The 24,240-nt window shown below is 55.4% G+C and carries 19 protein-coding genes; 14 read left to right on the top strand and 5 right to left on the bottom strand.

Annotated elements, in window-relative coordinates; genetic code table 11:
* The first annotated feature begins 75 nt into the window (after window positions 1–75).
* The 11 genes from BUB62_RS17735 (at window position 76) to BUB62_RS19220 (ending at window position 8,601) form a co-directional block, all read left to right on the top strand.
* Window positions 76–825 carry a hypothetical protein gene (locus tag BUB62_RS17735; protein ID WP_073112473.1) on the top strand — a complete coding sequence of 250 codons (750 nt, stop codon included), beginning with the start codon at window positions 76–78 and terminating at the stop codon, window positions 823–825.
* A gap of 21 nt (window positions 826–846) precedes the next feature.
* Window positions 847–1,740 (top strand): DUF4138 domain-containing protein, encoded by an 894-nt coding sequence (locus tag BUB62_RS17730; protein ID WP_073112471.1) that lies wholly within the window; start codon window positions 847–849, stop codon window positions 1,738–1,740.
* Between the two features lie 20 nt (window positions 1,741–1,760).
* On the top strand, window positions 1,761–3,161 hold the full coding sequence (gene traM / locus BUB62_RS17725) for a conjugative transposon protein TraM (protein ID WP_073112469.1): 1,401 nt from the start codon (window positions 1,761–1,763) through the stop codon (window positions 3,159–3,161).
* Window positions 3,162–3,192: 31 nt separating this feature from the next.
* Window positions 3,193–4,080, top strand: a complete 888-nt coding sequence (locus tag BUB62_RS17720; RefSeq protein ID WP_073112467.1) for a hypothetical protein — start codon at window positions 3,193–3,195, stop codon at window positions 4,078–4,080.
* 6 nt (window positions 4,081–4,086) lie between these two features.
* Window positions 4,087–4,626 carry a hypothetical protein gene (locus tag BUB62_RS17715; RefSeq protein WP_073112465.1) on the top strand — a complete coding sequence of 180 codons (540 nt, stop codon included), beginning with the start codon at window positions 4,087–4,089 and terminating at the stop codon, window positions 4,624–4,626.
* Window positions 4,627–4,642: 16 nt separating this feature from the next.
* Window positions 4,643–5,026, top strand: coding sequence for a hypothetical protein (locus BUB62_RS17710; protein ID WP_073112463.1), 384 nt, complete (start codon window positions 4,643–4,645; stop codon window positions 5,024–5,026).
* Between the two features lie 409 nt (window positions 5,027–5,435).
* Complete coding sequence (locus tag BUB62_RS17705) at window positions 5,436–5,978, top strand: hypothetical protein (protein WP_073112461.1); 543 nt, start codon at window positions 5,436–5,438, stop codon at window positions 5,976–5,978.
* Between the two features lies 1 nt (window position 5,979).
* Window positions 5,980–6,279: a hypothetical protein gene (locus tag BUB62_RS17700; RefSeq protein ID WP_073112459.1), complete on the top strand. Its 300-nt coding sequence runs from the start codon at window positions 5,980–5,982 to the stop codon at window positions 6,277–6,279.
* Window positions 6,280–6,327: 48 nt separating this feature from the next.
* Window positions 6,328–7,380: a tyrosine-type recombinase/integrase gene (locus tag BUB62_RS17695; protein WP_073112457.1), complete on the top strand. Its 1,053-nt coding sequence runs from the start codon at window positions 6,328–6,330 to the stop codon at window positions 7,378–7,380.
* A gap of 72 nt (window positions 7,381–7,452) precedes the next feature.
* Window positions 7,453–8,184, top strand: a complete 732-nt coding sequence (locus BUB62_RS17690; protein WP_143164266.1) for a hypothetical protein — start codon at window positions 7,453–7,455, stop codon at window positions 8,182–8,184.
* Between the two features lie 6 nt (window positions 8,185–8,190).
* Window positions 8,191–8,601, top strand: a complete 411-nt coding sequence (locus BUB62_RS19220; protein ID WP_143164265.1) for a hypothetical protein — start codon at window positions 8,191–8,193, stop codon at window positions 8,599–8,601.
* A 415-nt stretch (window positions 8,602–9,016) separates the two neighbouring features.
* Here the strand turns inward: BUB62_RS19220 and BUB62_RS17685 are convergent, their stop codons facing one another.
* Both BUB62_RS17685 and BUB62_RS17680 read right to left on the bottom strand, forming a co-directional pair.
* Window positions 9,017–9,367, bottom strand: a complete 351-nt coding sequence (locus BUB62_RS17685; protein WP_073112453.1) for a helix-turn-helix domain-containing protein — start codon at window positions 9,365–9,367, stop codon at window positions 9,017–9,019.
* Window positions 9,368–9,378: 11 nt separating this feature from the next.
* Window positions 9,379–9,672 carry a type II toxin-antitoxin system HigB family toxin gene (locus tag BUB62_RS17680; protein WP_073112451.1) on the bottom strand — a complete coding sequence of 98 codons (294 nt, stop codon included), beginning with the start codon at window positions 9,670–9,672 and terminating at the stop codon, window positions 9,379–9,381.
* A 186-nt stretch (window positions 9,673–9,858) separates the two neighbouring features.
* On the opposite strand from BUB62_RS17680, the gene BUB62_RS17675 reads away from it, so the two are divergent.
* From BUB62_RS17675 to BUB62_RS17660, 3 genes are all read left to right on the top strand, one after another.
* Window positions 9,859–13,425: a Druantia anti-phage system protein DruA gene (locus tag BUB62_RS17675; protein WP_159437491.1), complete on the top strand. Its 3,567-nt coding sequence runs from the start codon at window positions 9,859–9,861 to the stop codon at window positions 13,423–13,425.
* 41 nt (window positions 13,426–13,466) lie between these two features.
* Window positions 13,467–14,912: a hypothetical protein gene (locus tag BUB62_RS17670; RefSeq protein WP_073112447.1), complete on the top strand. Its 1,446-nt coding sequence runs from the start codon at window positions 13,467–13,469 to the stop codon at window positions 14,910–14,912.
* 301 nt (window positions 14,913–15,213) lie between these two features.
* Window positions 15,214–19,779 carry a DNA translocase FtsK gene (locus BUB62_RS17660; RefSeq protein WP_159437490.1) on the top strand — a complete coding sequence of 1,522 codons (4,566 nt, stop codon included), beginning with the start codon at window positions 15,214–15,216 and terminating at the stop codon, window positions 19,777–19,779.
* 347 nt (window positions 19,780–20,126) lie between these two features.
* On the opposite strand, the gene BUB62_RS17650 is transcribed toward BUB62_RS17660, so the two are convergent.
* From BUB62_RS17650 to BUB62_RS17640, 3 genes are all read right to left on the bottom strand, one after another.
* The gene (locus BUB62_RS17650) at window positions 20,127–21,536 is read right to left on the bottom strand and encodes a Fic/DOC family protein (protein ID WP_073112440.1); all 1,410 of its coding nucleotides are present in this window, start codon (window positions 21,534–21,536) and stop codon (window positions 20,127–20,129) included.
* A gap of 18 nt (window positions 21,537–21,554) precedes the next feature.
* Window positions 21,555–21,806 carry a hypothetical protein gene (locus BUB62_RS17645; protein WP_073112438.1) on the bottom strand — a complete coding sequence of 84 codons (252 nt, stop codon included), beginning with the start codon at window positions 21,804–21,806 and terminating at the stop codon, window positions 21,555–21,557.
* Window positions 21,807–21,908: 102 nt separating this feature from the next.
* Window positions 21,909–24,194 (bottom strand): type IV secretory system conjugative DNA transfer family protein, encoded by a 2,286-nt coding sequence (locus BUB62_RS17640; protein ID WP_073112436.1) that lies wholly within the window; start codon window positions 24,192–24,194, stop codon window positions 21,909–21,911.
* Between the last annotated feature and the right edge of the window lie 46 nt (window positions 24,195–24,240).

The following is a 24,240-nucleotide window of genomic DNA, read 5'->3' as shown; positions in this document are numbered from 1 at the left end:
ATGGGGCGGTAGGGAAGAAAATGCCCAAGCGACCTGATTTCACCCTTCCAGCCTGACCTTCTAACCAGTTATACGATGGATTCCGCCAAAGATTTGAGTACCTCCTTCTCCACCATGCGCAACCTGGCGCTGGGGAGTGTTTTAGCCCTGCTGCTGGTCGCCCTGGCCTCGGGCTTCCTGGTGTACCGGGCCTACGAGAACAGCGGTAAGCGCGTGTACGTCGTCTCGCAAACCGGCTCGGTGGCGGCCCTTTCGGCCGGCACGGATGCCCACACCGCCTACGAGGCCCGCAACCTGGTGCGCCAGTTCATGCAAACCATGTTCGGCCACGACCAATACACTTACAAGGCCAACCTGGATGCGGCCCTGCCGCTGATTGAGGGGCGCGGGGGCCGCCGAATTTACGAGGGCTTCACGCGGGGCCAGGTGCTGCAGAACTACGAGCGATACGCCGCCCGCAACGTCGTGACGGTGGATAGTGTGCTGGTGGACATGAGCAAGCGTCCTTGGGCCGGTCAGGTCTACATCAAGCAGCGCATTTTCATCGGCGGCCAGCAGAAAGAGCCGCTGCCGCTGGCCGCCAAGTTCAACCTGGAAGAAACCAACCGCTCGGATGCCAACCCCTACGGGCTGCTGATTACCAACTTCGACTACATCCCCTACACGCCCACGCTGACGCGGGAAGAAACGGAGCTGCTGCAGTCGCAGGAAGCCGACCGGCAGCGTCGCCTGCAGGAAGCGCAAAGTGGCCTGGCCCCGGCCCCCGATGAGGCCCCGGCTCCGGGCGCTACCACTCCCGCGCCGGCTGGCCCGGCTCCTCGCTAACCCCTAAACCTGATGTCAATCATGCCTAACTATATCCTGCCGGCCCTGCTGGGCCTGCTTTTTTCCGCTGCCGGCGCCTCGGCCCAAACCGCCCGCACCCAGCGCCCGCCCTCCTCGGTGGTAGTAGCCAATGAAACTCTGCTGGACGTGGCCGTTTCGGACAGCTCCACTACCTACCTCGTGTTCAGTGGCCCGGTGTCGCTCGTCGATGTGGGCATGGCCAATAACTACCTGGTCAAAATCGAAGCAAATGCCGTGTTCGTGCGCGCCAAACGCAAGAATGCGCCGCCTACGCCCATGCTGATTCGCTACGGCTCGAAGTATTGGATGGGGCGTCTCGTGTTTGTCAACCGGCCGGTTCTGCAACTCTACGACTTTCAAAAGGATGGGGCCCTGGGCATGAGCGGCATCGGCACGGCGGCCGGCTCGGCCCCGGAAAACGAGCTGGCACTTGATAAGGAAGAGGAGAAGAAAAGCAGGGTCGAGGGCAAACTCAGTAAGCTGCGCAAGGCCAAGGAAGAGCATCAGGCGGTAGCCGTGGTGGATAATGACCTGGTGCTGTCGCTGGCCAACGTGCGCAACGACAAGGATTTCACCTACCTGCGCTTCAAGGTCATCAACAAGACCAACATCGACTACAACGTCGATTTCACCGACTTCCAGTTGGTGGAAAACGCTCAGAAGAAGTTTCTGGCCCGCAAAAAGAACGAAGCGCGCCGGCCGCTGGCTCCCTCGGGCGGGCTGGCCAATCAGATTATCACCGGCCGCACCACCGGCTACCTGACCTATGCCATTCCCCTGTACGCCGCCACGGAACGCGGCTACCTGGAAGTAACCCTGCGCGAACTCAACGGGGCACGGGTGCTGGTGCTGCCGGTGCCCTCGCGGGTGATTAACCGCGCCTCCACCATTTAAGGCCGCCGGCCCCCATCCCTATGGAACCCATCACCTCCCAAAATCAACCGGCCGTTCGACCGCCGAACCCCGATAATGAGCCGGAGCAGCGGCCAGCGGCCGTGGCCGGGAAACGTACGCCTACCGAAATTCTGCGCACCAACTGGATGGCCTTTGCCGGCCTGCTGCTGGTGCTCGTAGTCGGGGGCCTGTTCCTGTGGCTTAAGTCCGCGAAGGAAGCTGCCCAACAGGAAAAGGAGCCGGTAGCGGCGGCCTCGGCGAACATTGAGCCGGAAATTGCTTCGCCCGAAACCTCGCCGGTTTCGCCCGTCGCCTCGCCTTCGGCCCAAATCGAGGCCCAGCGTCGCGCCGAGATGGATGCCAAATCGGCCCCGGCTACCCCGACCGATGAAGATGTGGTTGATGTGTTTGCCGTTGATACGACCGGGCAGGCGCTGCGTCGGCGGCGGCGCGCTCAGGCTTTCGCGCAGGCGGCAGCCCGCCGGGCCGAGGCCGCCCGCGTGGCCGCGGCCGACGTAGATACCATCGAGACGACTATTCAAGACCCGAGTACCGGCTCTTACCGCTCGGAAACGCTGGTGGTGCCCCGTCGCCGTATCACGGCCAGCAGCGGCGGTGGCCGGCGGCGCTCCTCTTCGGCTGCCCGTAGCCTGGTGCCGGCACGGGACGCGGACGGTACCCCGTTTGAAACCGACCCGGACGTGTTGGCGATGCTGGCTAGCTCCCCGCCCGAAACCCGCGCTGCATACGAGCGCATGACGGGCAAACGCTACCGGGACCCCAACCAGACCGCGCAGCTGCTGGCAACCCGGATGAATGCCCCTGGCATGGATGGCTTCAATACCGTCAAGGTGGGCAACTCCTCGCGCATGATGGCGCAGGGCAACTACCAGCAGCAACAGCAGCTCACTCCCGACGTGTTTTTTAAGTGCGTCATCAACGGGGAGCAGAAGGTCCGCACCGGCTCGGTGGTCATTCTGCGCTTGCTGGAAGATGCCGTAGTCAGTGGCGTGACCTTCCCCAAAAACATGGTCTTCGCGGCCGTGGCTACGGTGGGCAATAACAACGTGACGCTGGAAGTAAACCGACTCGGGCCAACGCGAGTCGATGCCGACATCTACGACTTCAACTACATGCCCGGCATCATGATTGACCCGGTGAAGCGCATTGCCAAAGATGCCTCCATGGCCGGCAGCGACCTGCAGCAGCAGACCACGCAGGAAATCAGTACCGCCATTGACCGCTCGGCGTCGGCCGCTAACTCGGTGGTGGGCGTCGGGGGCCGCGTCGCGGCGACGGTGCTCTCCCGGCCCAAAACGCGCACCAAGTTGCGCGACGTGCTGCTCCCCGATGGCTACCCCATCCTGATTACCACGGCGGCGGCCGGCCAGTTGGGGCCGGAAGCCGCGAGTGGCCGCTGATTACTTTCCGTTCACCTAAAAGCTTACGACTATGAAAAAGCTCCTTTTGCCCGCTTTGCTGGCCGTTACGCTGGTTTTCTCCACTAAGGAGGCCTCCGCGCAAGCCGTAGTAAATGACCCGCTGCACATGGGCATTCACATTGGCGACTTCGCCAAACGGCTGGCCCAGTGGACCGAAACCGTCAAGAACTACCAGGTAGTAAAAGATGCCCGGCAGATTGCCGGCGTCACCAAGGATATTACCGGTCAGGTAAAGGACATTACTGACCAGACGCTGCAGCTGCAGCGGCAGGTGCAGGCCGACTTACGGAAGGTGCAAAGCATTCAGGATTTGCGCCTCTCCAACCCGCAGGAGCTGTTTGCGCGGGCGCTGTCCATGTCGGGCCGGGGCCAGAGCAACCAGTACATGCCCGTGTTTCAGAAAGCTGAACGCCTGCGGCAGGCCCTGCAGCTTAACAACCCCCAGCAGGATTTGAACACCGTGTACGACGTGTTTTCCCGCTTTGGCGCGGGGGCCACGGCCGGCAACAACCGCATGAGTTCTTCCCAGTATCAGGCCAAGCGCGAAGAAGCCGCCGTTTCGACCTTCGCCTACGAGGAGATGATGCAGAAGAAGAAGATTGCTACTGCCTTCGGCTACTACAAGATTGCCGACGAAATGACGCAGCAAAGCATTGAAATGAATGCCACACTCAAGAATCCGGGCCGCTACGCCATGACGGAAGGCGAGCGGATGGCCGCCCTCAACTCCTCAAACGACAACATGATAAAGGCGATGCAGCTGCGCCAGGAAGCCGACCGGCTGTTGGCCGAATCCTCGCAGCCGGGTCCCTCGCGCCAAGCTGCGGAGCTGGTGTACGCCGACGTGTTGGTTCAACAGTCACTCATTAAAATGGACCGCGCCCGTCCCCGTCGCTAAACCCGCATGAAAAAGCTCCTGCTTGTGGCGCTTGCACTAGCTGGGGCCGGCACATCGCCGGCCCTGGCTCAACGCCACGTTAAACACATTTCCAGCTGGGGTGCCCACCTCGGGCGCTCCGAAAAGGGCGACTACTACGAGTTGAGCTACAATGCTATGCTCACCAACAAGCTGGCCCTGCGGGCCAGTGGTCTGCGGGATGCCGGCACCCTCGGCGCTCAGGGTGAATACTCGACCTATCAGGGCCGGCTGTTCATCGCCCCGCAGCTATTCCGAATCGGAGAGTTTGCCTACGTGCATCTGCTTATCGGGGCGGGGGCCGGCTACGAACGCACCAACGAGAATCGCACGGGCGAGCTGGCTGCCGATGCCAACGAGCCGCAACGCTTCACCTATGGCCCGCAAGCCGGGGCCGAAGTTGATTTCTTCCTCGGCAACCGCCTTTCCCTCGTGGCCACCGGCACGAAAGGCTACCTGTTCAACAACCCTTTAATCGACCAATGGCCCGGCAACGCGAGTGCCGGCCTGCGGTATCACTTCCGCTAACCACCCTTTCTGACTTATGAAACGACTTGCCTATCTACTGCTGAGCTGCGCGGCCCTGGCCACCAGCTGCTCGAAAGACAACGATGCTACGCCCTCGGGGCCAAAAGAGTATCAGGTAGAATACAAGGTTACTTCCAATGCCACGGTATCGGATTACCTGAGCTACACCAACGAAAGCGGCGGCAATACGACGCTCAGCAACACGCCACTACCGGCGAGCTACAAGTTTAAGCGCACCATGAAGCAGGGCGACAACCTGACCATCCTAGCCAGCATTGACGGGGGCACGGCGGCCTCGGAAATCACCTGTTCCATCTTGCTGGATGGCAAAGAGGTTAAGAAGGAAACCGGTCGGGGCGTCGATGCGCAGGCCGTGCCGGTGTACGTTATCGGGGAATAGCTCTTCCTACTTATGCTGACCAACCTCAATTCACGCCTGCTCCCGTTCATCGGGCTGTCAGCCGGTGCTGTCGGCATGGTCACGGTTGTAGCTGCTCGGCCGCGTGGTCACCAACCGACGCTGCCCGCGCCGCTTCCTTATTGGCACCAACTGCGCGGTACCTCACGCTCAGCCTACCCAATTGCTTTCAACTCTATTCTGTCGCCACAAATAGTGCGGAGAAATATTGTCAGTAGCTAATGGATACCCGGCCGATTTCTGGCCGGGTATTTTTATTTGCCGTACGTTTGAAAACAAGTTATGATAAGACCCAATTATCATAACTTGTTTTTTTTATCTCAACTAAAGGCAAATACTACTGGTAAAAGCTTCTATCCCTATGCGACTCTCACCCGCAATTTATAACAGCATGTCTGACTACGAAGATGGCTACGAGGCTGGCCGCAACGCGCCCAACATTCGACAGTCCTATCAAAACGGTAAGGCTATTGGCAACGGGCTAGCCGTGGTGCTGGGCCTGGGCTTTCGCTTGGTAGTCGAAACGCTGGTGCTGGCTCCGTTCCTGGTGCTGGGTCTGGTGCTGACAACCAACCTGGATTTTCTCGGACCGGGTTTCGGGTATACCCGGCTATTGAGCATCGGGGCGCTGGCCTACGGCTTCTACGCGCTGCTCTATTTACTTAAAGGAGTGGCTATCGGCCTGCGCCTGCGCGGCACCCGGCACTGGCTGCTGCCGTTCACGCTGTGTTTGCTGGTGGCTTGCGTCGTCCCGTCGCTGCTGCTGCACCTGTTCATCGTGCATACCGTCAAAGCCGCTCACCCGGTTTTGGTGTGGGTGGTGCCGGGACTGTTCGCCCTCTACACGTATTCCCGCTACCGCTTCACGGAAGACATTGCCCCCAACCTTGTGCTTTGGGCTTACCGGCGCGGCTATCATTGGACTGTTAAGTAATATGAGTCAGTTGGAATTTGTTGAGCGCGTGACAACCCAGGCGCTGGCCTACCTGCAGCAAGCCCGCGCTTATAAGCCTACGCCGGAAGAATACATCAAGTGGGTGGATAGTCACCCCTCGGCCATTCGGGTACTACTGTTGCGGCGGGGCATGGCCGCGTGCTGGGCGGGCGGCTCCCCCTCGTTTCAGGATTTCATCCTCACCCAGCGGGGCCACTCGGTACACGACTATATGGCCCACCAGCTTAGTGAAACAGATTACCTGCGCTGGGTGAACTTCATGGACGATACCACCTTCTAAGTATGGCCTTGTCCATGCGTTGCTCAACTTTGCCCTTCACCCCGAACCATGAGTAAATCCCTACGCAACGTGCCAGCCGTAACGACGGGGTCAGCAGTCGCTGCCAACCTGGCGCGGGCTTCGTCCAAAGTAGCCGGCTTCCTGGAAACGGGCCTGCAGGGTGCCGCCAACACGGAGCGGGCTTATAAGTCGGACCTGAATACTTACGCCGAGTTTTGCGCGCTGCACGGATTTACGGCGGTGCCAGCCGACGTCACCACCCTGACGGAATACGTGGCATACCTGGCTTCTGAAAAGCCGACTTCAGATACTGGGGGCGGTAGGGAGAAAAAGAAGGGGCAACAACCCCTCACTGGGCCGCACGCGCTGGCCACTATCCGGCGGCACCTGGCCGCCATCCGCAAGGCGCATCAGCTCAGCGGCCACCCGATGCCGGCGACGGTGGATGCGCTCAACATCGTCATGGAAGGCATTGCCCGCACCCTGGGCAAGCGGCAGGACCAGGCGCTGGCTTTTACCGTCGAGGAGTTGAAACAAGCCATTCGTAGCATCGACCTGGAAACGACGGCAGGCCTGCGGGACCGGGCGCTGCTGCTGGTCGGCTTCGCGGGGGCTTTCCGGCGCTCCGAGCTGGTGGACCTCAACATCGAGCAGTTGGAATTTACGGAGCGGGCCTTGCTGGTGCATCTGGCCAAAAGCAAGACCAATCAGTACGGCGCGGTAGAGGACAAAGCCATTTTCTACGCCCCCAATGCGGATTTCTGCCCCGTGCGCTGCCTCCGGGCCTGGCTTAATCTGCTGGGCCGGACCACGGGGCCGCTGTTCGTGAAGATTCCGCGGGCGACTCCGGGGCAGATGGCCGCTCCCTCGGACAAGCGGCTCTCGGACATTTCCATCAACAAGTTGGTGCAAAAGCGCCTCGGCCCGGCTTACTCAGCTCACTCACTGCGCGTGTCCTTTGTAACCGTAGCTGTGCTTAATGGGCAGTCTCACAAAGCCATTAAGAACCAGACCAAGCAGAAAACGGATGCTATGATTGAGCGCTACACGCAGCTCAACAACGTGGTTTCTTATAATGCTGCTCAGGCACTGGGGTTGTGAAACCAAGCCATACTACTTTTTAGACGAGCACTTTTTGGGCACGTCAGAATTTTAAAATACTGGGAGAAACTTATGAATAGTTCTGAGAGAACACTGCGCATGGTAGATGCCACGAATCAACTTACCATTGACTTATATCACGGCACTTCAACCCTATTTCTGGATAGTATATTGAAGAACGGATTGGGAGGTATCAATCCGGTAACAGATTGGAAACTATTAGAATTAAGCAAGGAAGTATACACGTTGAGCGAGCAGCATTTAAGAGAAACACACCTCTTTCAACTCAGTGCTCCATCTTTTCAGCAGATGATTAAACAGTCCAATGGGGGCTCATTCAACTTTCAGCATGGCGACACTTATGTATCTCCTGCTAAGCAGACAGCTGCGAGATATGCCATAAGCAAGCGTTATGGCTCTGAGTTATTAACCTATACAATCGACTTCCTAAAAGAATTATTGGCTTTGAATATCCAATATGTCAAAACCACTTTGTACAGGAAAAACCTAAAAGTATTTGGTCTGATTGAATCAAACCCATCACCACTACTGATTCAAGTGAAAGGCGTGAATATATCATCCTTGTTAGACGAGCATGGAGCTAATCCGCGAAAGAATCTAGAAGAAATTGATGAGTGGCTGGATATATCCAGTGATATGCTCGGGCTTCAACAAACTAATTTTCGTTTGGCGGCCCCAGTAGGCGCGGAGAAGCTAAAGCTATTTCTCATCAACGTTCAGAATTGGAACCCACTCAGCCCAAAGTATAACTTATACGAAATAAAGGCCGAGGCCATTAACTAATCTTCTGTGAATACAGGCCTTACTTCAACTACAGAGCAAACCATTATTGAGTTTGCTCACGCTTTCGACGGATACCGGTATGCCGAAAAAGTTTGGCTGGGACAACACCCGAACGGAGCCAAATATCTGAATTTGTTGCGCGAAACTGGCAAATTGCCTGCAAAAGCAGAAGACGGGCTCACAGTCAACTTTCTCTTACACCGTGGATTTCATCACCAAGGATGGCTTCCAGAGGCGCAATTTGTAGACTGGTACGACATGCTCTACTTGTACCTGCATCTATACCGCCTCCCGATTCCGTCAGTATACCGGCATACCGCATTGTACGGTAAGTGGGCAAATCGCACGAAGGGTTCTGCGGAAGCAGCAGCTGCAGAGATTCGCCAACTGCTCAGGCGAACCCAGACAGCTTACTAATTGCACTCAGCTGCTAAAGGGTAATCCGCTAGTGTTTCTGAACAGAAGAAAAGCCGGTTGGCTTCGTTGTCACATTTCGCATCTGGGCCACTGGCGATACTCCAAACTTGAGTGCAGTCAACGGTAATGCGGGACTTATTCTGCGGTTGATATCTACTTAATAAGATTTCGCAGGAAAGGGTGTTGCCATTCAACTCCACGTTCCACACAACGGTTTGATGAAGATACAGTACTGCTAAATACCACACGCGCCCCTCTGACTCATATGAATGCGCCTTTACAATGTAATGGTTCGCAGGGTCGGCAAGACCAGTAACCAACTCTTGTAAGGTAATATGCGGATGAGATTTTGTCGATGTAGCTGTCACAAGTGTTCCTTTGAGGCGCTATGCTAGCGAAGAGGGAGTTGCAGCCCTTATGCGGCATCCAAGATAAAATCAGCGGGTATCTGAAGCTTCTGGTATAGACGGCGTGCTAAGTCAAGATTGATTTGCCGCTTACCCTTCAACACCTCATTGAGACGTGAAGGAGTGATTTCCAAGAGAGCTGCCAACTCCTTCTGCTTCATACGTCGCCGAAACATTTCTACCTCGATGCGTCCCGCTATGGTCTGGGGAGGCCCAGGGTGAAAATCTTGTGCCTTTTCATAGGTGTGAATGGCATCTCGCAGGGGCAATAGCGCAGCAGTATTGCCCGAATCAGTATCAAGCAATTCATCAAACTGGCGTAAAGCCGCCAAGTATTCAGCTTCGGTGTGCAACGTCATGACTAAGCAGGTTATACGGTTGAGGCGTTCACTTTATCGTAGGCGGCGTGTGTTCCAATGAATCGAATATATACTGTACGAATATTGAAATGTATCCTAGCGATGAGGCGGTAGCGGTTGCCACGTATGTTGAAAACGTAGCGGTCGTTTCCTACATAATCCGCTGATGGATAACTAGCCTTGACGTCTGACCAAGTAGCCCATTCGGCGTACTCGACCTGAGCATACCATACCTTGAGCGCCTCCTTTGCATCAGCATGTTTTTCTCCAAACTCACGTAGGGTCCGCTCGGTCAGAATAACCATAACGCAAATCTAGTCACTTTGATTACATTTAGCGCAATTTTATTCTGATTTTGGTAATATACGTGCTACATTTGCTCAACCCTGAATCGTGGGGGTATTGACTAGCAACAGCAACGAATTCTGGTTTGAAACCGCAAAGCTTTGCTGTAGCTTCGTAGATTTTTTGAGTCCCCCGAACGCCTACTTGTGTACGAATTAACTCCAAAACTGCCTTCAAACGCCGCTATACGCCGGCTATGGGCCGTTCTTGCTAAAGCCCCCCTACCAACAGTGTTGGCTGATTATCTGCGTGGGTGGCTGAGTATGTTGAATGACGAGGCATTGCCTCATGCTGACTACTTACGCTTACGGGTTTTTGGTCGCGTGCTTATGGACCTTGCCAGCCAGGGATGGCACTTTTCCTGTGCCAGCGAAACTGCAACCATCTTACGCGCTTTGTCCCCGGATACAACGGTCCGTCCTGGTCAAACTGCTACCTCACCTGCCGAAGTAAAGCAAGTTCTACGGGCATCGCTGGTCGCAAACCGCGACGAGCAATTACGTGACCCCGATAATCAGCGCTTTATACGACGCATGGAATTGCCTCGACGACATGCCGGCCGCATGTTGAACGTGCGCAACTTATTGGTCAACCCAAGGACCCTAGCTGCTGAATTGCAAACTTGCCTGGCCGCCCCTGAAGCCAATCGCGCTGAGTTGATTGGCTCTTTGGTACAGCCTTATTTGCAGTTGGCCACGGAAGCAGTCGATGAACATACTGGTCTTCGACTGCTCGACATCTGGCGTTACTGCCGCTACACTTGGAGCCTTCCTTTCCAGACGCAGCCAGGCCGGCGCATGTTCTACTTGGTGCGCGATGCCGCCCGGCCCCTGCATCCCATTATCGGCATTGGCGCCCTGGGTTCAGCTGTCGTTCAGATAACCGTTCGGGATGAATACGTTGGATGGTCCGTCAAATCCTTGCAGAATTGCGCCGACCCCACAAGTCGGCTACGTGCTCTGGACTTTGAGCTAGCCCGCGCAGTTGATGAAATATTCGCAGAGGATTTTGTTGAAGAAGGCATACTGGAGTTAGCAGAACTGGTACAACCCACTGCGGCTACCTTCGACAATTTGGACCGCGCAGCTCGGGACTTACCAGTTGCCAGCCGAACGGCGCACCGTGGATTAGCAAACGACCTGGAAGCAGAGGCACGCTCAGACCTTTACCGGCGTAAGCGGGCCGAGACACTAAGCGGGCTGCTTTCTGCCCGCCAAGTGTTTCAGCAGAGTGACCACCTGCCTGCCCCCGAACGATTAGCCCACTTGCTAGCATCGCCAGAGGGCTTAAAAGCACTGCGCATTGCCATTAAAAGCATCAAAAAGCGGCATGTAGCGGCTTCCATTATGGAAATCACTACGTGCGGTGCCATCCCCCCCTACGGCGAGTTACTAGGCGGCAAACTCGTTGCTATGCTGATGGCAAGCCCTCAAGTAGTAGCAGAGTATAAAGCACGGTACACCGATAGCTCCAGCGTGATTGCCAGCCGTATGCGTGGCGAAATTGTAAATCGTGATGCTAATCTCGTTCTCCTGGGAACCAGCAGCCTGTACCACGTTGGAAGCAGTCAATACAACCGCATCAAGTTTCCCACTGCCAAAGGTGAAATCGAGTACAAACTCATTGGCAAAACAGAAGGGTTCGGCAGTGTCCACCTATCGCGTCAGACCTACGATGTGATTCAGGAAATGCTGCGCGAAGACCCGGCGCAGAACAGCCAGAGTTACACTTTTGCGGCCGGGGTAAACTATAAGTTGCGCTCTATCGCCTCAGCATTTAACATGCTGGGTCTGCAAAAGCTACAGAAGCACGCAACCCCTCGCCTAGTCTATCTCACCCCTACGGCTAAGAACTGGCAGCGCTACCTTTTGGGAGAGGACCAGGAGCCCGAATGGCTTTTTTCGGACCTTGACAATTATGTTCAGGAAACGGCCGCTATCGTTGAGCATTGGAAACAACGCTGGTTCATCAAGCGTGCCCAAAACCCGGAAATCGTTGCCCGTCTGCTTACGGCGGAAAAGATTGCCTCACTAACTCAAATCACCGACCACGAAACCGAGGCTGCCCGAAAACAGCAGGGGTCTTTTTTTTTTCTAGGAGATAATATGCCACCCAAAATAGACTGGTCGGTATTCGCCTTATTCAATGGCGGACGCACAAGTTTTGCTGAGAAGTTGAAGCCAGCGGAACTAGAGATTTTTCATATCGAGTCCAAAAAGCTAGAAGCTGGAATTCTTGGCTTGCTCAACTCGAACCGACGGGTCTACTTAACTGGCAATCCAGGGGATGGAAAGACACACCTAATTCGTCGCTTATCGGAGGATAACGATAACTGGCCGAGCAATACGTTCGTCCATTGGGATGCAAGTGCAGAGAATCAAGAAAAGCTGGTGGCTGAATTAAAACAGGCCATTATCGACAAACGGCCGGTACTGGTAGCAGTAAATGAAGGCCCTTTGCGTCAGATTCTGCTTGACCTGCCTGAGTCTGAGGCTAGCATGTTGCGTGAGCAACTGGCAACTCCATTCGTCTACGATGCCGGTACTGTAGACGAGCCAGAAATTCCAGAAGTGCTCCTTGTTCACCTTGGCTCTCGGCAAGTATTAACCCACGAGTTGCTTGAGAAGGCGCTGCAGATTGCTCTGCGCAAAGTAGATTATGATAGTGCTCCTGAACGCGTAAGAGCGAATGTTCAGGCATTAGGCCATCACTTGGTTCAACAACGACTCGGTGAATTGCTAAAGTTGGTCAGCCAGGGCGGTACCCATGTCACTATGCATCAACTGCTGGGGTTGCTAGCGCGCATGATTACCGGGGGGTCACCCTTACCGGCACGGGCACAAAATGCACACCCTTACTATGAAGCAATTTTCGAGAAAATTGAAGGAAGTGCTCTTTCGGCTACGCTTCGAGAATTGGACCCGGCACGTTCACCTCACGCGCATTTAGACACGCATAAGCTCTGGGATTCCCCGGCCTCAGCTGGCCAATGGCTGACCAGTCCGGCCCATCCTGCTCCGGGTTCAAGTTCTGATAAAGATGAAGCTGTGCGTTGGTTCAGGTCACTGAAAAGGCAATACTATTTTGAAGCCACGCAAGGCAAAGACTTGCTGAAATCCATTCCTCCTGACCGAGCAAGTTTTGCTGACTTGGTTTCTGGCGGCACCGGTCAAGCTCGGCGCAAGCTGTTGACGGCTCTAGCACGTTTCGCTAACCAGAAAATTGAGACCGGCACAAAAAGTCACGATGGAAGTTCCAACGCAACTGCGCCAGAACTGTACCTATGGACATCGCTACGTTATGACGCGGTTGGTCCAGCTACTGCCTTGATAGCTGCGGCAAGTTTACGTGAGACGGACGTGGCAGTACAGTTGCCTTCCCTATCTCCCGCTCTCGCAAGTTTGCTGGATTATGAGCCTGACCATGTCCGGTTAACCCTAAGCCGTAAAGCAGGTGCTCCCGCTTTATTACTTGATTTGGAACTTTGGACTGCATTAGGGCAGGTTTCTCGTGGATTGCCTTTACAATTCCGCTCGGAAGAGGCAGGCCGCCGAGTAGGACGTTTTTTATCGGAATTAGCCGCGTTTAGCACGGCTGACGAAACAGGAAAAATACGAATCCACGACGTTGAAGCAGGTCATACATACGCAGTCGGCTTAGAAGCACAGCCGGTTGATAAGAACGGGCATACCAAAGTAAAATACGTGCTTTAACATCTTCCTATTTCCGTTCTGACCAATCCTAAGTTGATATTATGCCTGAGCTTTTACTTGCTGAAGTAGCCGAACGCGTTGCCAATGCTACATGGGGTTTTGTTCCTGCGCGTGACATTAAGCCTGTCCATTTAGCGAACGGTATGTTTCGGGCGCTTGCTGGCCCAATCGAACCGGATTTAGCTTTGCTGAAGAAGGTCGTAGCTACCATGCGAGGCAAAACGCAGAAATCTTCTACTGAGATTATCGAAATCGCCGATTTTAGGGCCGCATCTGAGTTACCTCTCAGTACCGCAGTAGCTGAGGGAGCAGTGACACAGTTGCGCAAGGCCCTTGATGTCGTGCTCAATCAGGATGGCGCTTTCTATGAAGGCTCAACCTCTACGCCTACCCTCTCCCACTGGCACCACCTCACCAAAGACCCCTCAGACCAACGAGCTGGCCACCTGCTCGCACACGTTTTGTTGGGTGCCCCAGAACGTGCTGCAGCCTTAGCAATTCGGGGAGCCTTGTCAAAAAACGATGACGCCGTTTACCGGCTGACCGCCCCCCTATTGGGAAATCAAGAGGACGAGTTGCCTGCGTTCCCTGCCCCAGACAGTGATATTCAGCAGAAAGCGCAGGAATCGTGTGTACTGAAGAACCTGCAGGAAAGCTTCACTACATTGGCAGAATACGAACCGTATTTGGATAAAACGGCCTTACTACAGCGTACAGTGACCCTAGCGGGCTTTGGCTTGCTACTTCATCTGTTCAACGGAAATTCAGACACTTGTCAGCCCTTACTGCTTTGTGCCTCTGACCATCCAATGGCAGTCAGAGAAGCTAGCCGTCATACCTTGGCTCTGGCCCGGCGGCGTCTGCGTAGTGTGTTTGGAGATTCATTGCGTCAGGAGCTTATTCAACGGGGTGACCATAAACTTAGCGAAGAGGAATACCGTGACTGGGCTTCAACTTGGCTCCCGGCTGAATCCTTCACTGCCGACCAAATTCAGCGTTACGCCTTAGAGTATGAGCAGGAGTTGCTGGCTGGTGAAACTCACTTTGAAGCAGCGGTTCGTGCTCTAACAGGTCCGGCAATGGCTATAATTGGCAGGACCAAATCGGGGCAGGACAGTGTCACCCCGGAAGGCTGTAGCAAACATTTGGGGCGTCGCATTGGCTTGCAGTGGCCCCGCAAGCATGGGCGTGGTGAGCGCTACCTAATGCCTGTTGGAGCTGTCTACGACGCTTTGGTGACAAGCCTGCTTCACCATAAAGAAGTGATACAAGCAGAGGTTTTTTGGGAGTTGGCATACAAGCGGTTCGGACTGATATGCGGTGCTCTACCGGAAGTTGATGGAGAGCGTCTTGCTCGTTTGGGAATCCGCAATGTTACGTCGGCGCAACTAGCGGCGAATGCCCGCGGCATTATTGAAGATTTAACCCGCTTGGGTTACGCTCGAACTTATGCCGACGACGTGACGCTGATTAGCGCCATGTGGTAACCAGCAAATTGGCTTTTTTACTCTCCTTTTCGCTTTTACAGTGCCTGTGATGCCCTCGAACGATATACTCTTCGCTACTCTATTTGAACTGCTTGAACAGGAGTACCCTATAACACCAACTGGGCTACTGCTCCCTAATTTGCCGTTACCGACTACGGATTGGTTACCCGAATTACTGCGTAGGCTAGCAGATGATAGCAGGTACTATGTAACTGTCGTGGGCGCCGACCCAACAAAGACCTTGGCCCTTCAGTCTTTGGTTGGCCCACACTTTGGATTGACGGCAACTCACGCTGTGGAGATGCGCAACGACTTGGAGTTGTCCGACAAAGCGCGCAGGTTAGTCATTGTGCTAAAAACCGAGCCCCGTATGAACTCGCTGCGGGATTACGGAATTCTAAGCGTTGAAAAAATTGTCCGGGAAATAGCCCGTAAGGGCAAGGCAAAATCGACTAACACGCCCTCGCGCTCCCTGTGGGAGGTGTTGGCGACTATGAAGTCACCAACCGAACTTGGGGCACTGATTCAGTTTTACAATGAGGTCTATAGAGAGGGAGGTGCCGAGCCACGGGAGGCTTTGCACATACTTGAACTGCTACCAGACCCTGTCCTATTCAACGACTATCGGACCACCGTTGCAGAAATAGCGCCACGCCTGGAACTGAATGCAACACTAACCGGGCGGTTGCTACTGCGCGACTCAGAGGATGTTGACAAGGCTTACGATACGTACCGTAAAGCTGCAGATGCAGGCAATCCGATTACGGACCTGCTCCGGGAGAGCTATGGTCGTTTTCGCAAATTGGACCCAGCTGCTGAGCTATCTTCCCAATTGGAAGGGTTTAAGTTTGAAGCGGTGAAAATGCTGTTTGGGGAAAGCAGCCTTCCCCCGGTAAACCCACCCCCCAATCCACAACCGGAGCCCGAGCCTGAGCCTGAGCCTGAGCCCGAACCAGAGCCCGAACCAGAGCCGGAACCAAGACCAGGGCCAGGACCAAATCCTGAGCCCGAACCCAAGCCTGAACCCGAACCTGAGCCTGAGCCAATTCGGCCCACTCCTCCTGGGGGCGGTCCGTCTGGTGGAAAACCACTTCGGGAGTCCTTCCGAGAGGGGCTACTCGATGAAGCGGTCTTAGCAATTGCATCTGACCCCCGCTATGCTGAAAGTTGGGACCAGGAAGTGACCAAGCTTTTTTCCGCCTTGCGAAAGGAGCCGGAAGGAAGCAATATGCTTATTGGAATCCGGACGGAGTGTGACCATCGCACGGAACCTGGAGCCCTGCTTTTGACGGAAGAGTTATTGGATACCCAGCGTTTTGGCGGAATCATTACGGTAGGGCAAGCTACCTCTTTAGAAGAAGCATTGGCATCCTTATCTGAAGGGTTGCCCGCTGCTAATCCCATTTTTGATGCAACGTGGTTGAGCCAGTTGCGTGAATACTTAACGACGGCTGAAGAACTCCTTCCACCCGGTTTTGAAGGTATTTCGCGGCTTGAATACTACTTGGAGTGTAGGGCACAATTGGTCCCAGTGGCCGATATGCTTACGGCTGCCCCCCTTACTACTTTACTGGCTCAGCCTGATATCCTACAAGCGGCCCGTGATACAGTAGCCGCTTACGAAGGGTTAATGGAGCACATTAGCAGCCACTTCGCCCAACTACAACAGGAAGATGGTGCCCAACTATTGGGGGGGCTACTGCTGCGCCTGGACCTGGTGGAAGTACGTGATGGCGTAGGGGGACGAGCAGGATTGTTAGCCCCCTTCCATCCGCTAATTTTATGGAAAAACATTGAGCTAGCGGATGAGGTACTAGCTGGCAACGCGGCCGAATTGCGGTTATTGATTGGTCGGCTTAGCCTTTTTGCAGAGCCTCTGAGAGCCCTAATGCTCCCCATTGATGAGGCTTATACTGACACCGCGTTGGCATACGCTGACCGTCTGGGTTCTTGGGCGGTATATCGTCCTGCGGGGCTAGTAAACGTTACTGTAAGCATTCGCTTGCTGGAACGGGCTGCTGAGAAGATTGCAATACTCTACCCTCCGGTACGTCAATATCTCCGCCTCTTCCTACATCATCCAGAAAGCCTTGAGCGCGTAACCGAAGTTCTGAGGCATCTTTTCGCAGCTAAAAAAGGGCATACTCCTTTCGAGCATGTTCAATTAATTATCACCCATCACCCGGATACGCCTATCAAGTTAGATGGCTTGAACAGCTTTATCAGCGAGGGCTTGGTTACTCCTGAACTGAAACCGGCGGTTGATGCCGATGAGATTGTTCCGTGGTTAGTTGAAAACCCGGTACACATACTGGTATTGCCAGGGCAGCGCTATTTGCAGCCAACCCGTATCGGTCGCCAAGCAAGTAACATCCATCCCCTTAGTCTGCCGCGACTGCTTCAGTTTAATCAGTTTAAGAAGACTATCAGCCTGCAGCCTCGCAGTCAGCAAGGTTCAAGCAACGGCGCTAGCCAGCCCTTTGGCTCCTACCATGCCCTCGCCGCTGCGCTGGGGGGACAGCCGCAGCAGGAACTATCAGGGACTTTAGTTCAGCAAGAGAACAATGGAAGTCAGACCATCCTGATGCCTCACGCCGTCTTCATGCTGCTGGCGGGAGCAACCGGCGTTGAGGGAGCACAAGTGTTGGCCCGTGAAGGAGGCATTGATGGGGACGTGGTAGTAACTCACTACCCCAAACGCTTCGTCAAAGGCGTCGAATACATGCTGCGGGAACTGAACTACCAGCCGGATGCGGCGGGGGTATTGCGCTTACTGAAGCGTTTGGAAACTGTGGGTGAAACCGGTCTTTTCAAAACAATCAGTGATACCGGTGTGGGCGGATTTTCCCCGCCTGAACTGAAAGGGCAGTTTGGTTTAGCAGTAGCCTTGGGTTGGTATTTGGCACTCGCCGGCAATGACCCACGACATCTGACAGTTAGCCTAGATTCCGAACTAGCCAAGCGTTGGCTGGAAAAGCGTGATTCTGACCGCCGAAACGATTTGCTGGGCATGCGCCGCTTGAAAGATGGGCGTCTAAGCATCGACCTAATTGAAGTCAAGTCCTATAAAGTCGGAGCCAACATAGAAGGAGACGGGCATCCGGGCGAACAGCTACGCGCTGTAGCGCGGGCACTATTTCCTGTACTTGAGGGCAAAGGCGGTGATTTGCTAACCGACTGTCGGCGTGAACTACTGCGTGAACAACTATTCAGAGAGGGTCAACTTACGTTCCCTAAAGAAGGGGTCACGACCAAAGAATGGGGGAACTGGATTCAACTTTTGAATGATACCCTAGATGGTGAGTTGTTGCTCAAAGAAGGTAAAATTGAAGTCAATCTCATGTTGATTGAAGTTGCCTTTGAGGATAACATCGAACGTAAAGAAACCATAGTACCAGCTGATGCCAACGCGCAGAATGCAGTTGACCGCTTACCCGTACACCGTGTGCGGCTGGGCGAATCGGATGTGAAAAAGTTGCTTGGCAGCGACTGGGCCAATCCAGTTAATCTGCCTACGGTCACGGTTACAGCACCCGCAAAAGCGCCGTCGAAAGGAACGCAGGTAGTCGCAATGCCTACCCTAAAACCTACTGTTATAGTTGCAGACCCTGTTGTTGCACCTAAAAAGTCTGATGCTCCTGAGAAGCAGGATGAAGATGATTCGATAGTGACCGGTGCCACCCCGGCACCGGATGCACCTATAGCCCCGGCCAATGGAGGCAATTCTGCTCCTACTGTTCCGGAAGAACCGTTGATTGAGGAAGAAACTGCTGAGCCTACCCAATCCGTCAAATCCACGGCTGACTTAGATGCACTGGCCGCGGCGCTATACCGTGCTCTACAGAATTTTGGGCAGACTCCGAAAAAACCCATTGACCCGCAACTAGCCGATGTAGGACCTACTATCATCCGCTTCAAGATAGTAACCCGCGTGGGCCAGCAACTCAACAAGATTCAAGCAAGAGCGCTGGATTTGCAACGGGAGATGGAGTTAGAAAAGCCGCCCGTAATCTACAATCTGCGGGGGTACATCGCCGTAGATATTCCTCGTCCTGACCCACAGGCTGTTTTGTTGAAGGATGTTCTGGCAATCAGCGCAAAAAAGAAGCAAGAATTGGCTCCCATTTCTTTCCCTGCTGGTGTTGCCCCCGATGGCGACGTACCGTGGCTTAGCATCCCGCTTCTTCCCCACATGTTGGTTGGGGGTACCTCGCGCTCGGGCAAAACAATGTTCCTCTATAGCATCATTGTTTCGCTTACGAAGCTGAATACCCCAGACGAGTTAAAAATTGTCCTGATTGACCCCAAGCGGACTGATTTTAACTATTTTAGCTCGTCACCTCACCTCTACAACGGTGAAATTCTGACTGATAAGCAACAGGCACTGGACGTGTTACAGGACCTGCTCAACATTGAACTAGAACGTCGCACCGATATACTAGTTGAGCATGGATGCCGGGATATTCAAGACCTGCACAAAACTCAACCGCAAATCGCGATGCCTTACGTGATAGTGGTTATTGATGAGTTTGCTGACTTGTCCGGCATCATGGACAAAAAGCAACGGGATGCATTTGATATGCTCCTCGGCCGAGTTGCCCAAAGAGCGAGGAGCGTAGGCATTCACCTTATCATTGCCACGCAACGCCCGGATGCAAAAGTGATATTTGGAAATCTGAAGGCAAACCTTCTCTGCCGAGTAGCTTTTCAACTCACCTCTGGAATCGACAGCCGCATCATTTTGGATGAGGGCGGAGCAGAAGACCTAATTGGTTACGGCGATATGCTACTCCGTCAGGAAGGGCGTATTCAGCGTCTGCAAGGCTTCTTTATCAGTACAGATGAACTTCGACAATTGAAGTCATAATGGATGGCCTCAAAACTTTGGCCTTTCTAACTCCTGCAGTGTCTACTATCGCAAATTGCGGCTTTTGACTCAACTAAAAAGAGGTCCTGCTATAAATAGCAGGACCTCTTTTTAGTTTGATTGAGCCCGTTTATGAGGCGGTGTCCAGTCCGTCCACGTCCGAGTGGTTTGGCAGCAGGTACACTGCATTTTCAACTCCGTGGCAACGGGCGACACATCCAGTACCTCATCGTGGGCATGGAGCGTTTCCTCGCCGCAAGTGCTGCACATCAGCAACTCGGTACCGGCTATCATATCCTCCATAAAGCTTAGCTCGTCGTCCTGCATGGTCGGGTGGTTAGGTAGGATTAGCGTTCAATTCCGCCGCTGTCGCGGCCGGCGCTGGGGCCGCTGCGCTCATTCATTTTAGGTGGTTTTTCCAGCACGCTGACGGAATTACGCAGTTCGTCGGTGTACTTGTTGCTGCTCAGGCTCGGGATGCTGCCAGCGGCCTGCATGGCCTTGTGAGCATTTTCCTGGTTCATGCCCGCAATAGCCGGGCTGCGCTCCACAAACCTGGCTACCTCCCGCAGGCGGGCGGCATCGAGTCCCTTGCCGTTTTCCTCCAAGCCCCTGGCTACCTCGCGGGCGGCTTTGATAAAGAGTGGCTGGGCCTCCTCGTGGGTTTTGGGCACGATGGCAGCCGGGTTGGCCGTGCGCTCAGCGGCGGCCGGTACTGCGGCTTGCTGCGGCCGCTGGGGTGTCACCAGTTCCTTGCCCTCGGCCAGCTGCGCCACCTGCACCGACGAAGCCCGCAACCGCCTGGCGTCTTCCAAGTCCAACGTCATGTCCTTCATGCCCGGATGCTTCAAAATCTTGTCAGCGGCCAGCTGCATTTCAATAATGCCGGGGCCTTTGATGGCGGCGGGGTCATGGGTAACCGCTGAAACCCGCTGGGCCAGCTTTACGCCCTGGTCGTAATTGCCATGGCCGGGAATATTGGCAATGACGTTTGCGGCCCGGTAGCCCGTCACCTCCAGTTCCCGCCGGGCATCCATTGCCTTCATTGCCGACGACAGTTCCGGGGTCGCGGCGGCCAGGCTGGGGTCGCGCAGCTTCTCGGCCGCGGCTCCCGGTGCCGGCGTCGTTATCTGCTGCAACATTTCCCGGAGTGGCTTGAGGTTCTTATCAGCCTCGGCGGGGGGGTACAGCCGTACCATCGCCTCGTCGCGGCTACGGTTCAGCACTTCGGGTGAGATTTTCCCAAAGTCCACCTGGTAGCCGGCTTCCTTGCCCAACTGGGTAACCATTGCCTGCAGGGTGCGGCCGTTGCCCTCGCGGAAAGCATGCGTGTGGTTGTACTGGTCCATGTAGTAGGCAGCCCGCTCGGTGAACTTGTCCTGGTCCAAGCCCTTCAAGCCGTTCTCCTTACCCAGTTGCTCCCCGATGGCCCCTAGCCGCTGCTCAATCTCCTTATGCGGGGCATAGGTCATAGTTTCCTTGAAGCCGGTAACGTAGGTGGCCTTGTTACCCTGAAATCCCCGGTCGGCCCGCGTCTCACCGGCCCAGTGGTACACGTCCTCAAAAAGCTTTTTGTGTAGCTCTTTCAAGTGGGCATGGTCAAACTGCCTGCCCTGGATGCCGCCCGACTCATTGAGTTTGGCCAGCTTGGGCAAGGCGCTGTCATTCTCCACCTGCCGTAGCACTTCGGCATCCTTGATGCCGAATTTGTTGAGTAGTATCCCGTTTTCGTCGCTGAACTTGTCGTTGGCTGCCATTCGCTTGGTGCTTATGGGTTACTGCTCAGTTGCTGCCGGCGTGCCGTACTTGGCCTGCAGGCGGGCGCGGTTCAACTCGTCCACCTGGTCTAAGGTCAGTTCCCCATCGACGTAGCGCTGCATCAGGGCCATTACCTCCTCGCTGGGCGCGGGGCCGTTGCTCATCAGAATAGAAACCGAGTTGGAGGCGTGGCGCTCCCGCTCCTGGCGGGCGCTCAGCTGCTCGGGCGTTAAGCCGGCGGCGGCGGGGGCAAACGTAGGTACTTGCATAGAATTCTGGTAAGAGAGAGTGGATATCACTTAAACGAAAAACAGGGCTTGAACGTCGCTTTTTAGCCCTTTTTCGGGTTATTCAGCAGCAATTTTTACCCCTCATGCTAAGGTATTTACGTGCAGGGCCAACGTATCCCGCACCTCCTGGCGCACCCGCATGAAATTTTCCTGCACCGCGTCGGCCAGGGCCTTCTCCGGGTCGTCGTCTGGTCCGCCAAAGCTCACCATCGGGTGCAAGGGAAACTGCTCCCCCGTCCACTCGGGCCGGGTGATAGTACCTTGGAAAAAGGTGCTCTCGGTTTCCACCGTCTGCCCGATGAACTCCCCCTGCTGCAAGCCAATGGTATCCTGCACCCGGACGAGGTTGCGCTCCTGGTAGCTGGTGCTTTGATTAGAGCTGCTGTTGCGGCTGCCGGTACCGCCCTGGCTCGTGCCGGTGCTGGTGCTTATCATTTCCTTGTCCTCGCGGCCTACTAGCTCCGAAATGAACTTGGCCGTTTCCAGCGAGTTCACCTTGCCGAAAAACTGGTTGTTCAGGTTCGACACCATCACTTGCATCTTCTCCTTGCCGTAGGCATCCGTCATCTGGCTCAGGTCCTGCGTCATGTACACCATCGCCACCTTGTTGCTACGGGCCGTGGCCGGAATCACCTCCAAGCCGGGCACGTAGATGGTCGCGGCCTCGTCGAGAAAGACGTAGCTGCGGTGCTTGCGCTGCTGGTTCATCAGCTTTAGCGCGACCGTTATCACGCACGACACAACCGGCGAGAATGTCTCCTTCAGGGTGGGGTCGTTGCCGATGCACAGTAGCTTAGGGGCCTTCGGGTCATTCAGATTGAGCGAGAAGCCTTCGCCCTCCGCCTCGTTGGGCGTCAGCACCCACACGATTTGCGGGCTGTTAATCCGGGTTAGAATCACCTGCAGCGTGCCCACTACGGCGGCTATCTGCTTCTCCGCTTTCTGCTTCACGCCGGTAATAATGGACCTGGCCAGGTCGCCACTCTCCAGGTCCGTATCGAGCATACTTAGGACGTGCTTAAAGTCGTCGTGCATCGCCGTGGCGACGACGTGGGGAATGGTGCACAGCGCCGGGTAGTGCTTGCGGTAAAACCAGATGATGCTGGTCAGATACGCCACGGCGCTGGTATCGAAGAACTCCATCTTGCGGATGCTGGATGGATTCAGGTTATTGATGATAGCCCGGCTGTATTCCTCGGCAAAAGCCACGACGGGCATATCATCGGGCCGCAGCGGGTTCACCCGCTCACTGCGCGTCAGGTCCCGGAAGTTGATGATGTGCAGCTGTACCGGCGGCTCGTCCTGCTCCTGCTCGGCAGTGGTCAGCTTAGCCGTGGCCTTGCCCATTATGCTGCCGGCATACTTGGCCGCCTGCTGCTTCTCTTTCTCCCGCTGGCGCTCGGCCAGAACCAACGCTTTCTGCGCGGTTTCCGCCAGCACCGGAAACTTAAAGTCGTAGATGAGGCCCGCGAAGTTCTTGTAGGCAAACTGCTCTACCATCGGCTCCCCTATCGAAAAGGTCTTGCCCGCACCGGCCCCGCCCAGTACCAGCGTGCCCCGGTACGGGTTGGCAATGGTTATCCAACCGCCATCCGCCGTGCGGAAATAGATGCCGTCCGGCGTTTCTGTCTTCTTGCGCTCGGTGGTCAGCCCGAAGGCCGGGCGCTTGGTAGTGGCCCACAGCAGCCCTACCAGCCCACCGCTGGCCAATACGGCCGCGGCGGCACCCGGATACCCGAACGTGATAAAGCCGGGCGTGTAGTGGTGCATATTCAGCAGCACGTAGCCGGCAATCAGGAACACGGCCGCGCCTACTCCGGCCACCACGCGGAATGCCTTTTGATTGATGGGCTTGCGCTTTAGCTTGCCCGGCACCGTGGCCGGGGCCTTCTGCACGAACACCAGCACGAGGCCTGCCAGCAGTAGCAGTGCCCGTAGCCATACCCCGGCCGGTCCGTAGAACTTGGCTGCTTTCACCAGAAGCTTCGACTTGAACCCCTGGCCCGCCTTCGCTACGGCCTCGGCGCGGGCCACGCTTTTACTCAGCGCCTGGTCGGTGGCGTGAGTCGCGGACACGGCAGCCTGTGCGCCCCCCTCCCCTACCACCTGGCTGGCTTCGAGCTGCGCCTTGGCAATCTTGCGCTGCCGCTGGCGCTCGTTGATGGCGGCAATCCGGGCGGCTAGTTTTTCTTTGGGAGTAAGGGCCTTTATCTCGGGCTGGGTGAGCTGCACGGCGCGGGCCTGGGCTACCTCGTCACGATGAAGCAGCGTGTAATACTCGCCGCCGATGATGGCCAGCAGTAGCAGGGCGAAAATCAGCCCGACGTTCTGGGTGTTGGGTGCAGCCCTGGGTGGTTGGCTAGACATAACTGTGTAGATGGTTATTGGAAAGAATAAGCGTTTTGGGTGGTGG

It is taken from the genome of Hymenobacter daecheongensis DSM 21074, assembly GCF_900141805.1.
Lineage (GTDB): Bacteria > Bacteroidota > Bacteroidia > Cytophagales > Hymenobacteraceae > Hymenobacter > Hymenobacter daecheongensis.
Note: the sequence above shows the minus strand (reverse complement) of the source record. Positions and strands in the feature narration are given on the sequence as shown.

What these genes read in the sequence shown, in the direction of transcription:
- BUB62_RS17680 (WP_073112451.1), bottom strand. Translation starts at nt 9,672, where the DNA reads ATGGTTATTCTGACCGAGCGGACCCTACGTGAGTTTGGAGAAAAACAT.
- BUB62_RS17715 (WP_073112465.1), top strand. Translation starts at nt 4,087, where the DNA reads ATGAAAAAGCTCCTGCTTGTGGCGCTTGCACTAGCTGGGGCCGGCACA.
- BUB62_RS17670 (WP_073112447.1), top strand. Translation starts at nt 13,467, where the DNA reads ATGCCTGAGCTTTTACTTGCTGAAGTAGCCGAACGCGTTGCCAATGCT.
- traM (WP_073112469.1), top strand. Translation starts at nt 1,761, where the DNA reads ATGGAACCCATCACCTCCCAAAATCAACCGGCCGTTCGACCGCCGAAC.
- BUB62_RS17705 (WP_073112461.1), top strand. Translation starts at nt 5,436, where the DNA reads ATGTCTGACTACGAAGATGGCTACGAGGCTGGCCGCAACGCGCCCAAC.
- BUB62_RS17690 (WP_143164266.1), top strand. Translation starts at nt 7,453, where the DNA reads ATGAATAGTTCTGAGAGAACACTGCGCATGGTAGATGCCACGAATCAA.
- BUB62_RS17660 (WP_159437490.1), top strand. Translation starts at nt 15,214, where the DNA reads ATGCGCAACGACTTGGAGTTGTCCGACAAAGCGCGCAGGTTAGTCATT.
- BUB62_RS17695 (WP_073112457.1), top strand. Translation starts at nt 6,328, where the DNA reads ATGAGTAAATCCCTACGCAACGTGCCAGCCGTAACGACGGGGTCAGCA.
- BUB62_RS17700 (WP_073112459.1), top strand. Translation starts at nt 5,980, where the DNA reads ATGAGTCAGTTGGAATTTGTTGAGCGCGTGACAACCCAGGCGCTGGCC.
- BUB62_RS17650 (WP_073112440.1), bottom strand. Translation starts at nt 21,536, where the DNA reads ATGGCAGCCAACGACAAGTTCAGCGACGAAAACGGGATACTACTCAAC.
- BUB62_RS17735 (WP_073112473.1), top strand. Translation starts at nt 76, where the DNA reads ATGGATTCCGCCAAAGATTTGAGTACCTCCTTCTCCACCATGCGCAAC.
- BUB62_RS17710 (WP_073112463.1), top strand. Translation starts at nt 4,643, where the DNA reads ATGAAACGACTTGCCTATCTACTGCTGAGCTGCGCGGCCCTGGCCACC.
- BUB62_RS17720 (WP_073112467.1), top strand. Translation starts at nt 3,193, where the DNA reads ATGAAAAAGCTCCTTTTGCCCGCTTTGCTGGCCGTTACGCTGGTTTTC.
- BUB62_RS17685 (WP_073112453.1), bottom strand. Translation starts at nt 9,367, where the DNA reads ATGACGTTGCACACCGAAGCTGAATACTTGGCGGCTTTACGCCAGTTT.
- BUB62_RS17645 (WP_073112438.1), bottom strand. Translation starts at nt 21,806, where the DNA reads ATGCAAGTACCTACGTTTGCCCCCGCCGCCGCCGGCTTAACGCCCGAG.
- BUB62_RS17730 (WP_073112471.1), top strand. Translation starts at nt 847, where the DNA reads ATGCCTAACTATATCCTGCCGGCCCTGCTGGGCCTGCTTTTTTCCGCT.
- BUB62_RS17640 (WP_073112436.1), bottom strand. Translation starts at nt 24,194, where the DNA reads ATGTCTAGCCAACCACCCAGGGCTGCACCCAACACCCAGAACGTCGGG.